This window comes from Nocardiopsis flavescens, from assembly GCF_900141985.1.
GTDB classification, from domain to species: Bacteria; Actinomycetota; Actinomycetes; order Streptosporangiales; family Streptosporangiaceae; genus Nocardiopsis; species Nocardiopsis flavescens.
Genome location: NZ_FQZK01000013.1, coordinates 34,417 through 48,239 on the forward strand (window position 1 = coordinate 34,417; position 13,823 = coordinate 48,239).

Genomic DNA, 13,823 nt, shown 5'->3' on the forward strand with positions numbered 1-13,823 from the left:
TGCCGTGCCCGCGGCCGGCCCTGTGGACGACGGCTCCCCGAGGCCTCCGGGGGGCCATGATGGAGGTGTGCGGTTCTCCATACTCGGTCCCCTGCTGGTGCACGACGCCTCGGGGGAGCCCGTGACCATCGGCGGTGCCCGGCTGCGCACCCTCCTGGGCCTGCTGCTGCTCCGCCCCGGCCAGTGGGTGGCGGCCGACCACCTGCTGGAGTCCGTGTGGACCGGGGCCCCGCCCGCCGGGGCGGCCAACGCGCTCCAGGCCCTGGTGTCCCGGCTGCGCCGTTCCCTGGCGGACGGGGCCCCGGTGCAGGGCGGGCCGGAGGGCTACCGGCTGGGCGTGACGCCGGACCGGGTCGACCTCTTCGTGTTCGAGGACCTGGTCCGCGCGGGCCGCGACCACCGCGCGGGCGGGCGCCCCGCACCGGCCCTGGCCGACCTGGAGCGGGCGCTGGGGCTGTGGCGGGGGCCCGCGCTGGTGGACCTCACCGCGCGGGGCCTGGCCGAGGGCTCGGCCGTGCGCCTGGAGCAGACGCACCTGACCGCCCGTGAGGAGCGGCTGGCGGCCCTGCTCGACCTGGGACGCACCGCGGACGCGGTGGCCGAGGCGGAGGCCCTGGCCGGGGAGGAGCCGCACCGGGAGCGCCCGGTGGAGCTGCGGCTGCGCGCCCTGGCGGCGGCGGGGCGCACCGCCGACGCGCTCGCGGCCTACCGCCGCTTCCGCGACGACCTGGCCGACGCGCTGGGCCTGGACCCCTCCGCACACCTGGAGGAGGTCCACCTGCGGCTGCTGCGCGGCGGACCGGCCGCCCCCGGCGGGCCCTCCCTCCCGCCGGCCCCCGGCCCCGGCGGCGCCTCCCCGCCCGGCCGCCCGGCCGCGGGCCCCGCGGTGCCCGGTGTCGGGGGTGCCCGCGCTTTTGCCGGTGCCGGGGAGGCCGGCCCCGCGGGCCCCGCGGCCGGTGGCCCTCACCCTGGCGCCGGACCTTCGGGCGCCGGTCCCACCGTGCTCGGTGCCGAGGGCGTTCCCCCTGGCGCCGGACCTTCGGAGACCGGCCCCGCGGCTCCTGGCACCGATGGTGTTCGCGCTTTCGCCGGTTCTTCGGGGGCCGGTCCTGCGGCCGTCCCCGGTGCCGGGGGTGTTCGTGCCTTCACCGATCCTTCGGAGGCCGGTGCCACGGCGCCCGGTGCCGGTTCCGCAGGTTCTTCGGAGGCCGGTTCCGCGGACCCCGCGGCCGTCCCGGCCGCGCCCGAGCCCTGGGCCGGGCGGGGCTCTCCCGGTCCGGTGCCGGCGGCGGGCGGGGGTTCCGCTCCGGCCGGGCTCCCCGGGGCGGCAGCCGCCCCGGCGGCGGAGGGGAGGGACGCGGTGGCGCTGCACCTGCCGGTGCCGCTCACCGGGTTCGTGCCGCGCCCCGAGGTGGACCTCGCCGTCGACCTGCTCACCCGCGGCCGCCTGGTCACCCTGCTCGGGCCCGGCGGGGCGGGCAAGACCCGGCTGGCCGTCGAGGGCACCGCGGCCTTCGCCCGGGCCCGCCCCGACCTGTCGGCCCGGGGCGCCTGGTTCGTCGAACTCGCCCCCCTCACCGAGGGCGCGTCCCTGCCCGAGGCCGTCGCCGACACCCTGGGGCTGCGCGAGCACGCCCTCCTGCGGGCCCGGTCCGCGCCGCCCCCGCCGCCCGCCGAGCGCGTCGCCGCGTTCATCGCCGACCACCCCGTCCTGTTGGTCCTGGACAACTGCGAGCACCTCGTGGACGACGCGGCCCGGTTCGCCGCCCTCCTCCTGGCCCGCTGCCCGCGCCTGCGCGTCCTGGCTACCTCCCGCGAACCCCTGGGCACCCCGGGGGAACACCTCCTGCCCGTCCCCTCCCTGACCCTGCCCGCCGAGCACGCCCGCGCGGCCGAGGCCGCCACCGCCCCCTCCGTCGTCCTGTTCGCCGAGCGCGCCCGCGCCGTCCGCGCGGACTTCGCCGTCACCGACGGCAACGCCGCCCACGTCGTGCGCGTCGTCCGCGCCCTGGACGGCATGCCCCTGGCCCTGGAGCTGGCCGCCGCGCGCCTGCGCGTGATGACCCCCGCCCAGCTCGCCGACCGGCTCGACGACCGCTTCCGCCTGCTGGGCGGCGGCGTCCGCGGCACACCCCGGCACAGCACCCTGCGCGCCGTCGTCGACTGGAGCTGGGACCTGCTCGGCGAGGCCGAGCGCCGCCTGCTGCGCCGCCTGTCGGTGTTCGCCGGGGGCGCGGACCTGGAGTCCGTCGAACGCGTCTGCGCCGACCCCGATGCCCGCGGCACCGTCGCCGGACACGACGTGTGGACGGTCCTGTTCGCGCTCGTCGACAAGTCCCTGGTGATCGCCGAGGAGCCGCGCCGCCCCGAGTCCCCGCCCCGCTACCGGCTGCTGGAGACGGTCCGGGCCTACGCCGCCGAGCGCCTGGCCGGGGCCGGGGAGACCGCCGCGGTCCGCGACGCCCACGCCCGCAGTGTCCGCGACCTGTGGAGGGAGGCCGACCCGCTGCTGCGCGGACCCCGTCAGGGGGAACTGCTCGCCCGCCTGCACGACGAGGGCGACGGGTTCGCCGCGGCGCTGCGCTGGGCGGTGGAGCGCGGCGACGCCGAACTCGGGCTGGACCTCATCGAGTACTCCCAGTGGTACTGGACCCTGGGCGACTTCCTGGAACCCCTGGCGCGCTGGTCCGCGCAGGTGCTGGCCCTCACCGGCGGGAGGGTCCCGCCGGGCCGGTCCGTGGCCTACGCCGGCTGCCTGCTCCACCGGGCGTCCGTCGACGCCGATTCCCTCGGAGACGTCCAGGAGCACATCGCGGCCATCGAGGCGGTGCTCGCCGCGGAGGGGCACATCCCGGAGGAGCACCCCCTGCTGGTGTACGGCCTCATGTACCGGGCCATGGCGGAGGGCGTCGACGGCGCGACCCGGGAGCGGATCACCCGCGCGCTGGAGCAGCCGGACCCGTGGATGCGGGCCATGGTGCGCATGCTCCTGTCGCTGGTCGACACCCTCGGCGGACGCCTGGGCCCGGCCCTGGAGGGGGCGGAGCGGGCCCTGGAGGAGTTCCGCGCACTGGGCGACTCCTGGGGTGTGTGCCAGTCCCTGGCCCAGGTGGTGGACGCGCACCGCTTCGACGACCTGGAGCGCTGCGAGCGGCTGCTGGAGGAGGGGGTGGCCCTGGCGGAGGCCGGCGGGCTGCGCAGCATGGCGGTGGTGTTCCGGGTGTGCGGCGTCCAGATGCTCATCGCGCGGGGCGAGCTGGTCGGGGCCCGCGCGGTCCTGGACCTGCTGGCGGAGCAGGGACGCCCCTCCCAGCCGGAGCACGTCGTGCTGGCGCTGCTGGTCGAGGCCCAGTGGGCGAACGAGGCGGGCGACCAGCAGCTGGCCCGCGCGCTGGTGGAGCGGATCCAGGCCATGATGGAGGCGCTCGGCGGGTTCGCGCCCACCTACGTCGAGGTGGGCGCGTGCGCGCTGGCGGCCACCATCTCCTGGTACGAGGGCGACCCGGCCCGGGCCAGGCGGGAGGCCGCCCGGGCGTGGTGGACCGTCATCGGCGTCATGGGCCCGGTCCGGGCGGAGCTCCTGGACGTTCTGGCGGCGGTGGAGGAGCGGGCCGATCCGTGCCGGGCGGCCCTGCTGACCGGGTGGGGCCGGGCGCTGCGCGGGGTCGCCGACGCCACCGACCCGCTCGCGGTGCGCACCGCCGGCCTGCTCGGCGACAGGCTCGGCGCGCGGGAGTTCGCCCGCCTCGTGGGGGAGGGCGCCGACCTGGCCCCGGACGAGGCGCTGGACGCCGCCTCGCGGTGGCTGGCGGGGGCCGTCCCGGAGGAGGCTCCGGCGGACCGCCGCTGACGGCGCCGGGAGGTGCGGCGGCGGGTCCGGGGTCCGCCCCGGGCCCGCCGCGCCCCGCGGCTCAGGTGCGGCGCCGGTAGGCCCACACCGCCGGCGGGAAGAAGACCGCGGTGATGACGGCCGCCCACACCAGTGTCCACAGCACCGGCCCGGCGACGTCGCCGCCGAGCATCAGGCCGCGCATGGCGTCCACGATGTGCGTCACCGGGTTGTTGGCCGCGATCACCCGCAGCCAGGAGGGCATGCTGTCGGGGTCGACGAACGCCGAGCTGGCGAAGGTCAGCGGGAACATGAGGATCATCCCGAACGCCTGCACCGCCATCGGGGTGCGCACGATCATGCCGACGAACGCCGACATCCAGCACAGGGCGAACGCGAACAGCAGCACCAGCGCGCCGGCGGCGACCACGCCCACGAGCCCGCCCTCGGGCCGGAACCCGATGAGCACGCCCACCAGCAGCACCATCACCACGGTGATCGTGTACCGCACCAGGTCGCCCAGGATGGCGCCGATCAGCGGCGCCGACCGGGCGATGGGCAGTGAGCGGAACCGGTCGAAGATGCCCTTCTCGACGTCCTGGCTGAGCGCGAACCCGGTGCCCAGGGTGGCGAAGATGACCGACTGGGCCACGATGCCGGGCATGAGGAAGTCCCGGTAGGCCTGCCAGTCGCCCATGAGCGCCTGCCCGAACACGAACACGAACAGGGTCACGAACATGACCGGCTGGAGGATGAGCCCGAAGACCTCCTCCGGGTTGGCCTTGATCTTGAGCACGCTCCGCCAGGCCAGCTGGAGCCCGTTGCGGACGGTGGCCGCCGGTGTGATGCGGTGGGGCACGCCGGCCGCGGTCCCCTCGTTCGCCGACGGCTCGCGCGTCGTCACGGCGCTCATGCCGGCACCTCCTCGGCTTCGGTGTCGGCGGTGTGCCCGGTCAGTGCCAGGAACACCTCGTCCAGGCTCGGCTTGCGCAGCGACAGCTCGGCCACGGTGATCCCCTGCTCGTCCAGGCGGCGCACCACCTCGGGGAGCACGCCCGCGTCGGTGACGGGCACGCTGGCCACCAGGTCGTCCACGGTGACCGGGGAGCTGGTGACCGCCTCGATGACCTTGACGGCCAGCGGCAGCCGGCCGGCGTCGGCGGTGCGCAGCTCCAGCACCTGGCCGCCGGTGCGGTTCTTGAGCTCCTCGGGGGTGCCCCGGCTGATGACCCGGCCGTGGTCGAGCACCAGCAGGTCGTCGGCGAGCCGGTCGGCCTCCTCCAGGTACTGCGTGGTGAGCAGCACGGTGACCCCGTCCCCGACCAGGTCGCGGACCACGTCCCACAGGTCGTTGCGGCTGCGCGGGTCCAGGCCGGTGGTCGGCTCGTCCAGGTACAGCAGCGCGGGGCGGCCGACCAGGCTGGCGGCCAGGTCCAGGCGGCGGCGCATGCCCCCGGAGTAGGTCTTGGCGGGGCGGCCGCCGGCGTCGGACAGCGAGAACCGCTCCAGCAGCTCGTCGGCCCGGGCGCGGGCCCCGGCCCGGTCCAGGCCCAGCAGGCGGGCGATCAGCACCAGGTTCTGCACCCCGGTGAGCTCGTCGTCGACCGCGGCGTACTGGCCGGTCAGGCCGATCAGTCGGCGTACCTCGTGCGGCTCGCGCACGACGTCGAACCCGCCGACCTCGGCGTGCCCGGCCTCCGGCCGCAGCAGGGTGGCCAGGATGCGCACCATGGTCGTCTTTCCGGAGCCGTTGGGCCCCAGGACGCCCAGCACGGCCCCCGTTCTGGCGGTCAGGTCCACCCCGTCCAGGGCCCGTTGGCCCTTGAACTCTTTGACCAGGCCCTCCGCGCGGATGGCGTTCGTCATCGCGCTCCTCCGTTCGTACGTTCGATTTCCAGTCTGTTCGGCGCCTCTGACAGAACGCTGACATCCCTGGCCGCGCCACTCGCATCCCGCTGACACCGGGCCCCGGGGGCGCCCCGCCCGCGGGGGGCCGGGGCCCCGGTACGGCCCTAGACTCGTGTCCGTGAACGACACCCCGCCTGACCCCCTACCGGACCCCTCCCCGCCGGAGACGACGCCCACCGCCCGGCTGCGGCCGCCGGAACGCAGGGTGAGCAGGCGAGCGATCGGCGTGTGGACGGTGCGCCTGCTGGTGGGCGGGCTGTTCCTCACCGCGCTGCTGACCGCGGCGGCGTGGGCGCTGACCTCGCTCGGATGGACGTGGCCGCCCGTGTGGGTGCGCGAGTACGCCCCGTTGGTACCCGTCGTCTACGGTACGTACGCCCTGCTCCGGGTGGCGATCGTGCCCTCGTGGCGGTACCGGGTGCACCGCTGGGAGGTGGCCGCCGACGTCATCTACACGCGCTCGGGGTGGCTGAGCCGCACCTGGCAGCTGGTGCCGGTGAACCGCCTGCAGACGGTCGACCACACCCAGGGGTGGCTGGAGCGGCTGTTCACCGTGGCGACGCTGGAGGTGCAGACGGCCTCCTACGCGGGTTCGTCGACCATCGAGGGTCTCGACGCCGAGGAGGCCCGCCGGCTGAGCGAGGACCTGGCGGTCCGCGCCGGGACGCTGCGGGACGACGCCACGTGAGGGGCGCGACCGGGGACGACGACCGCACGGCGCCGGGCGGCGCCTCCCCCCACGACGACACCCCCGACCGGCGGTCCGCCTCCGGACGCCCCGGACACGGCGCGCCCCCCGGAGCGGAGGGGGACCTGCCCGGCGGGCCCTCGGGAGCCGCCGGGCACACGTCCGACGACGCGAAGGGGACGCCTGGGGCCGCTGTGCCCCCGGACACGGGTGGGTCGCCGGAGGCCCCCGCGGGAGGGAGCGGCCCGCACCGGGACACGCGAGTTCCGCCGGAGGACGCGCGGGAACCCGGGGCGGAGCCCTCCGATGGCCGGGACGGCACCGGGGGCCCGGCGCCGTCCGCCGCCGATGGGCTGGACGGGGTCCCCGGGGTCCCCGGGCCCGCGGGGGGTTCCGTGTCTTCCGTTCTGGAACCGTCGGGTGGGTCTTCCGGAGCGTCCGGGGATGCTGTGTCCTCTGATGCGGATGGGTCGGGTGGGGTCCCCGGGTCGGCCGGGGGTTCGGTGCCGTTCGCTCCGCCGTCGCCGGGCGGTGCTCCCGGTGCCGCCGGGGATCAGGGGCATTCCGGTGTGGGCGGGCCGTGGGTCGCACCTGGGGACGCCGGGTCCTCTGCTGGTGGTGGGGCGTGGACCGCGCCCGGAGGTGCCGCGTTCTCTGATGCGGGTGGGTCGGATGGGGCCCCTGGGGCGGCCGGGGGTTCTGAGTCTTCTGGTCCGGTGCCGTCGGGTGGGGTTTCCGATGCTGCTGGGGAGCGGGGACGCTCCGGTGTGGGTGGGTCGTGGGTCGCACCTGGGGACGCCGGGTCCTCTGCTGGTGGTGGGGCGTGGACCGCGCCCGGAGGTGCCGCGTTCTCTGATGCGGGTGGGTCGGGTGGGGTCCCCGGGTCGGCCGGGGGTTCCGTGCCGCCTGGTCCGGTGTCGCCTGGCGGCGCTCCCGGTGCTCCCGGCGCCCCCGGGGATCAGGGACACTCCGGCGCGGGGACGCCCGGGCAGGTCCGGGGGCAGGACACACCCGCGCCCCGGGAACCGGGCGTGGTGTGGGGCGTGCACGAGGGCTCCCTGTCCGGGGAGCCGGAGCGGGCGCGCAGGCTGAGCGTCCGCACCATGGTCGTCGGGCCCATCAACCAGCTGCGCAGCCTCCTGCTGCCCATCATCGCGGGCCTGGTCGTGGGCGGCTTCAACCCGTGGGTGATGAGCGCCGCCGGCGCGGGCGTGGTCGCCCTGCTCGTCGGCGGCTTCATCACCTGGCGGACCACCCGGTACGAGGTGGCCGCCGACCACCTGGAGATCCGCAAGGGCCTGCTGAGCCGTTCCCGGCGCACCATCCCGCTCGAACGCATCCGGGGCGTGGACGTCACCAGCACCCTGCTGCACCGCGTCCTCGGCGTGGCCGTGGTGCGCATCGAGGCGGCCGCCGGGTCGGCGGGCGGCAGCGAGGACGGCAAGCTCGACGCCGTGGACACCGCCGAGGCCGAGCGCCTGCGCCGCGTGCTGCTGCACCGCCGCGCGGTGCTCACGGGGCGGACCGCCCCGGCCGACGTCCCCGCCTCCGGGGACGGGACGTCCGCGGCCCCCGGCGCGGACGGCGCCCCGGCCGTGGACGAGGGCGTCCTCCACTTCTCCATCCCCCGCTCCTGGTACTTCTACGGCGTGCTGAGCCTGGGCTACCTGCTCACCCCGTTCGCCGTGCTGTCCGCGCTGTTCGGCGCGGTCCAGCAGACCGCGGGGGAGTGGGCCACCGACGCGTTCATCGACTGGGTGGAGGCCTCCGACCGCAACGGCCTGGTGGTGGTCGCCGTCGCGGCCGCCGTGGTGATCGTGCTGCTCATGCCGGTGTTCGCGGTGGTCTCCTACGCCCTGACCCACTGGGGCTTCACCCTGCGCGAGCGCGACGGCTCCCTGGTGGCCGAGCGCGGCCTGCTCACCCGGCGCAGCGTCACCCTGGAGAAGCGGCGCATCCGCGGGTACGAGCTGCTGGACAACCCCCTGGAGCGGCTGCGCCGCGCGGTGCGCCTGCGCGCCATCGTCACCGGCCTGGGCGACACCGCGGGCCGCTCGGTCCTGCTGCCGATCGGCCCGCGCGCCCGGGTCGGGGAGGTCGTGGAGCGGGCCCTGGGCCGCTACACCGGAACGCTGCGCCGGCACCCGGCGGCGGCCCTGCGCCGCCGCCTGGTGCGCTCGGTGGGCCCGCCCGCGGTCGCGCTGGCCCTGGCGGCGGCGTTCGGCCCGACCTGGACCGTCGTGGCGGCGCTGGTCCTCACGGTCGCCGGGGTGCCGCTGGGGATCGACCGCTACCGGTCCCTGGGACACGGCCACGACGGGGAGCGGGTGAGCGTGCGCTCGGGCTCGCTGTCCCGCTCCCAGGCCACCGTGGAGCGAGCGGCGGTGATCGGCTGGACCTGGAGGCAGACGCTGTTCCAGCGCCCGCCCGGGCTGGCCGACCTCCAGGTGACCGTGGGCGCGGGCGCCGGCGGCTACACCGCCGGGGACGCCTCCTTCGAGGAGTCGGTGGCCTTCGCCGCCGAGATCACCCCGGACATGGTCCGCCCGTTCCTGGAGGACCCGCGCCCCTGACCGGGCCGGGTCGGTCCGCGTCCAGGACGTGCGGCTCGGCCCGCCCGGCCGCGGCGGGCCACCCGGGGTCGCCGTCGCGGACGAAGTCCACCCAGGCCCGGTGCACGCGTTCGGCCAGCGCCGCGGGCGCGTCCGGTCCCGTCAGGGCCAGGGCGCCGGGGGTGCCCAGCCGGTCGAACACGAACGGCAGCTCCATGCAGTGCGCCGCGCCCAGGCCGGCCACCGGGCTGCGCCAGGCGAACTCGTACAGGTGCGTGGCCGCGCCCCGGGCGGCGCGCGCCCGCGCCACCCGCCGGGCCGGCCGCCCCAGCACAACCTCGCCGACGAGCGCCCCCGCCAGCATCCCGGCGCCCATGCCGGGGCGGTGCGAGCCCAGCCGCCGCAGCGTCGCCGGGCCCACCCCGAACCGCAGCGCCCCCAGGACCAGCAGCGGCCACCCCAGGTCGCGGTCGGCGCCGGTGGGCGCCAGCCACAGCCGGTGCTCCTCCCGGGTGGTGCCGATGAGCAGGTCGAGGTGGTCGGCGGCGCCGTCCCGCAGCGCGTCGTAGGGGGAGCGGGGCACGAGGTCCCCGTCCACGGCCAGGCCGAACGCTGGCCCGCCCACGAGCGGGCCGCCCGCGTCCATCACCCGGTGCTGGGCGGCGACCAGGTCCTCGGGCTTCACCCCGGCGAAGGCGTCGCGGGTGGCGGCGATCCCCAGGTCCTGCGCGATGAGGCGGGTGATCCGCCCGGCCCGGTCGCGCGGTGAGGCGGTCAGCGGCCCGCTCTGGACGATCGCCCGCCGCACCAGGCGCCCGGCCTCGGGGTGGGCGATCAGCGCGGCGGTGGTACCCGCCCCGGCGGACTGCCCTGCGACGGTGATCCGCCCGGGGTCGCCGCCGAACGCGGCGATCTCCCGCCGCACCCAGCGCAGCGCGGCCAGCTGGTCGGCCAGCCCCAGATTGGGCGGGGCGTCCTCCAGCACGGAGAAGCCTTCCGAGCCCAGCCGGTAGTTGGCCGACACGAACACCACCCCGTCGCGGGCGAAGGCGGTGCCGTCGTAGGCGCTCAGGGAGTTGCCCCCGCGGACCAGGGCCCCTCCGTGGAACCACAGGAGCACCGGCAGCGAGCCCGGCGCGGCGTTCTCCGGAGCCCACACGTTGACGTGCAGGTGGTCCTCGCCCACGGTGTCCACCGACGGCAGAATCTCCCCGACGGCCCCCTCGTAGGGGGTCTGGGGCGCGGCGGGGCCGTGCACGGAGGCGTCGCGCACGCCCTCCCAGGCCTCGGGGGGCGCGGGGGCCGCGAAGCGGTGCCCTCCCACGGGCGGCGCGGCGTAGGGGACGCCCAGGTGGCGGACGACCCCGCCTTCGGCGGTGCCGCGCAGCGCTCCGGTCCCCACACGCGCGGTGGGTGCGTCGGTCATGGCCGGTCTCCTCGGGGGAAGGGGTGGTGCAGGCCGATCGTACGCCGGGGACCGGGGCGGGTGCCCGCGCGCCCCGGCGCCCGGCGGGCCGGCGCCCCGCGTACGCGGACGGGGGCGGCCGCGTCGGCGGCCGCCCCCGTGGGAAGCGGTACGGGACCCCGGACGGTCACTCGTCCTTCTTGGACCCGAACATGATCTCGTCCCAGGACGGGACCGAGGCGCGGCGCCCGCGCCCCTTGCGCTTGGGCGCGGGCCGGTCCCCGCCCGACGCGGTGGCCGGGAGCGGCGCCGGCGGCGAGGCCGGTGCGTCGGCGGCCCGGCGCGGGGTCCCGGTGTCGTTGAGGTCGATGGTGGCCCGGCGGCGGCGCGGCGCCGGCTGGCTCAGCGGCGCCGCGGGCGGCGCCTGGTCGGCCGCGGACCAGGCCGGGCGCTCCCGTTCGCCGGTCCGCTCGGCCGGGGGCTGCGCGGGGCGCGGCCGTTCGGCGGGGTGCCGGTCGGCGGGGTGCCGCTCGGTTCCGGGCCGCTCCGGCCGTGCGGCCGGCGAGCCGTACCGCTCGCCCTCCTCCTCGAACACCGGGGAGGCCGGGCGGGCGGGCCCGTCGGCCGGGGCCCGGTGCGGGGCGCGGGGCCCGAAGTCCTCGTTCCCGCGGTCCCCGTACTCCCGCGGCCCGCGGTCCTCGTACCCGCGGTGCCCGTCCCGCCCGTACTCCTCGCGGGCGGGCTCGGGACGCTCCTCTCGGGCCGGGGCGTACTCCTCGCGCGGGCGCTCGGGCCGCTCCCGGCGCCCGTGGTCGGCGTACTCCTCGCGCCCGGTCGGGTACCCGCGCTCCCCGTCCTCGGCCGTGCGGGCGGGCGGCTCGGCCCGCCCCACGGCGCCCTCGGCCGGTTCGGGGCGCGCGGCGCGCTCCGTGCGCTCGAACCGCTCCTGCTCCCGGTGCTCGGGCTCCCGGGGGGCGGGGCGTTCGGTGCGGGCGGGCGCGTCGTACCCGCGGTGCCCACCGCTCCCGCGCGGTCCGCGGTCCCCCCGCTGCTCCTCGCTCCAGCGGTGTCCCTGCTCCTCGCGCCGCTCGGTGCGCGCGGCCGGGCCGTCGTCCTCGCCGCGGGACGCCGACGGCCGCAGCGGGTCGTCCAGCGTGCCCTCGGTGCGCCGGATCCCGCCGACCCGCTCGGGCGCGGGCCGCAGGGAGTGGCGCGGCACCTCGGGCTCGGGGCGCCGGGGGGCGAAAGGGGTCACGTTCGCGGTGGGGGAGGGGAGCGGGTCGGGGGAGGAGAACCGGGCGGCCTCCTCGTCCGCCGGGGCGACGGAGTTGTGTCTGGGCTCGTAGAGCCAGTGGGCGACGCGCTCCTCGCCGCCGTCCAGGAACACGAGCTTGAGCTGCCAGGTGCGGTCCTCGCGCTTCCAGGAGTCCCACACCGCGTCGCCGGTCTCCAGCTGGTGGGCCCCGATCCGGCGGGCGACCAGCTCCTCCAGGTTCCCCCCGGGCGCGGTCTCGCCCGCGATGCGCACCGCGGCGCGCTGGGCCTGCTGGGCGATGTACTCCCGTTCCTGGAGGACCGGGCCCTCGAACCAGCGGACCCGTTCGATGGGGATGCCCGAGATCTCGGAGATGGCCTCCGCGGTCTCGCCGGACCGGATCCGGGCCTGGATTTCCTTGGGGCGCAACGGATTCTCCACTTCGATCTCGTACTGGCCGAGCCGGGAGAACTGGCCGCGTACTGCGGCGCGGAGGCGGTCGTCGACGGGAAGCATGAAACGGGTTCCACGGCCGGTGCTGGCCAGCACCAGATAGGTGCCGTCCTCACTCACGGCCACGAGGCGAAGCTCGTGCATCGCCCTCCCTTTCGCCTCCCGTCGAGGACAGGTCCTGCGACCAACCCCCGCGTTCTCCAAGTCTGGTCGGCCGACAAAGGTTCGGCCACTACCGCGCCCGGCGCGCCCGAACATGTGTGCCCGCCTCCCGGGCCGCGGCGCACCGCGCCGCGGTGGGAGCGCCCCGGGACGTCCCCGGGGTCCTCGCGGTCGCTTCCTCCGCCAATCTTGGCACGCTGACCCTGCCACGACCGGGAGCGATCGCGGGGGAATGTCGGCGTTCCCATGCGAAGGCCCCGCGGTGATGGTATCCCGCGCCCCCCGAATCGCCCCAGGCCCGGGAAAAACTCCGATCTCGGTCGCTTCGCCGGGTAGGGGGATTCTCCCGGCCGCAACTCGACACGCCGATGGCGTCCGGAGAGTGATGCATCTTCATTCATGGCGTTATCGGAACCCTGCCGCCCTTAGCCTGAGTTATCCCCATATGAGCGGAATGTGAGCTTTGGGGTATCTGGGGCTGTACGGCCCTACACACGCCCATCCCGGAGCGCGGTGCGCCCTCGCGCGCACCCCCGGGCGGGACGGAACACGGAGGAGGACGGCCGCATGGGGCGGACCGAGCACGATGACGGGCGGGGCGGGGGAGAAGACGGTGACGGCGAGAAGAAGCGTGTCGAGCTGAGTGTGTCGCAGGTCGCCGGAGCCGGTGCGGCCACCCTCGCCGCGGCCACCGCGGCGTCCTACCTCAACGTCTACGGAACGGTCGTCGGGGCCGCGGTCATGGCCGCGCTCAGCACCCTGGCGAGCCCCTTCCTCCAGCAGCTGTTCTCCCGCGGCGGGGACCAGGCGCGGCAGTTCGCGGGGAAGGCGGCCGGGCGCGCCGGGCCCACAGGAACAGGTTCTCGTCGCGTCGGCGCCCACCCCCTGGACCCGCCGGGTACCGGACCGGTGCCCGGTCTGGCGCCGACCGGCCCGCTCCCGGGCCTGCCCGAGGACCTCGACGCCACCCGCACCATGGCCCTGCCGGTCCTGGGGCCCGGCGAGGCGGCCGACCGCCTCGCCGGGGCGGACGGCGGAGCGCGCCCGGCCCGGGACCGGGGACGCGAGGGCCCGGCCCGGCGCGGGTGGCGCGCCTACGCGGTGACCGCCGCAGCGGTCTTCGCCCTGGTGATGCTCGTCATCCTGCTCTTCGAGCTGTTCACCGGGCGCTCCCTCACCGCGTGGACGCAGGGGCAGGAGGAGCACACCTCGCCCACCCTGCTCGGCGGGACCTCCGCGCCCCCGGCGCAGGAGGAGGACGGTACCGGCGACGCACCCGCGGACACCGGCCCGGACGGGCTCGGGGAGGACGGCACCGGCGAAGGGACACGGGAGCCCGAGGACGGGACGACCGACCCGGCCACCCCGGACCCCGGAACCGGGCCTCCCGCGGTCGACGACGGCGCGACCGACCCGGCCCCGCCGGGCGAGGAGGGCACCACCGGGCCCGGAGAGGGGCCGGCCGACCCGGGCACCGGGGGCGAGGACCCCGGCGGCACCGGAGGCGCACCCCCCGGCGGCGGCACCCAGGACACCGCCCCCGAGGCGCCCGCGGGCTGACCCCGCGCGGA

Annotated in this window: 8 protein-coding genes; 4 read left to right on the plus strand and 4 right to left on the minus strand. The window is 77.1% G+C overall.

What is annotated here, in order from left to right:
• The first annotated feature begins 67 nt into the window (after positions 1–67).
• Positions 68–3,850: an AfsR/SARP family transcriptional regulator gene (locus BUE45_RS33510; protein ID WP_073380942.1), complete on the plus strand. Its 3,783-nt coding sequence runs from the start codon at positions 68–70 to the stop codon at positions 3,848–3,850.
• 61 nt (positions 3,851–3,911) lie between these two features.
• Here BUE45_RS33510 and BUE45_RS20210 read toward each other — a convergent pair whose 3' ends face one another.
• Both BUE45_RS20210 and BUE45_RS20215 read right to left on the minus strand, forming a co-directional pair.
• Positions 3,912–4,742, minus strand: coding sequence for an ABC transporter permease (locus tag BUE45_RS20210; RefSeq protein WP_073380943.1), 831 nt, complete (start codon positions 4,740–4,742; stop codon positions 3,912–3,914).
• Entirely contained in the window at positions 4,739–5,695 is a 957-nt protein-coding gene (locus BUE45_RS20215; RefSeq protein WP_073380944.1) for an ATP-binding cassette domain-containing protein, read from the minus strand. The genes BUE45_RS20210 and BUE45_RS20215 overlap by 4 nt, the downstream gene beginning before the upstream one ends.
• 160 nt (positions 5,696–5,855) lie before the next feature.
• On the opposite strand from BUE45_RS20215, the gene BUE45_RS20220 reads away from it, so the two are divergent.
• Complete coding sequence (locus BUE45_RS20220) at positions 5,856–6,425, plus strand: PH domain-containing protein (RefSeq protein ID WP_073381073.1); 570 nt, start codon at positions 5,856–5,858, stop codon at positions 6,423–6,425.
• 1,103 nt (positions 6,426–7,528) lie between these two features.
• On the plus strand, positions 7,529–8,998 hold the full coding sequence (locus tag BUE45_RS20225; RefSeq protein ID WP_084737579.1) for a PH domain-containing protein: 1,470 nt from the start codon (positions 7,529–7,531) through the stop codon (positions 8,996–8,998).
• Here the strand turns inward: BUE45_RS20225 and BUE45_RS20230 are convergent.
• Together BUE45_RS20230 and sepH are read right to left on the minus strand one after the other, a co-directional pair.
• Positions 8,952–10,403 (minus strand): carboxylesterase/lipase family protein, encoded by a 1,452-nt coding sequence (locus tag BUE45_RS20230; RefSeq protein WP_073380946.1) that lies wholly within the window; start codon positions 10,401–10,403, stop codon positions 8,952–8,954. The two genes, BUE45_RS20225 and BUE45_RS20230, sit on opposite strands and share 47 nt — an antisense overlap.
• Positions 10,404–10,569: 166 nt before the next feature.
• Positions 10,570–12,234 (minus strand): septation protein SepH, encoded by a 1,665-nt coding sequence (gene sepH, locus BUE45_RS32625; protein WP_073380947.1) that lies wholly within the window; start codon positions 12,232–12,234, stop codon positions 10,570–10,572.
• A gap of 585 nt (positions 12,235–12,819) precedes the next feature.
• On the opposite strand from sepH, the gene BUE45_RS31940 reads away from it, so the two are divergent.
• The gene (locus BUE45_RS31940; RefSeq protein ID WP_073380948.1) at positions 12,820–13,812 is read left to right on the plus strand and encodes a hypothetical protein; all 993 of its coding nucleotides are present in this window, start codon (positions 12,820–12,822) and stop codon (positions 13,810–13,812) included.
• The last annotated feature ends 11 nt before the right edge of the window (positions 13,813–13,823 follow it).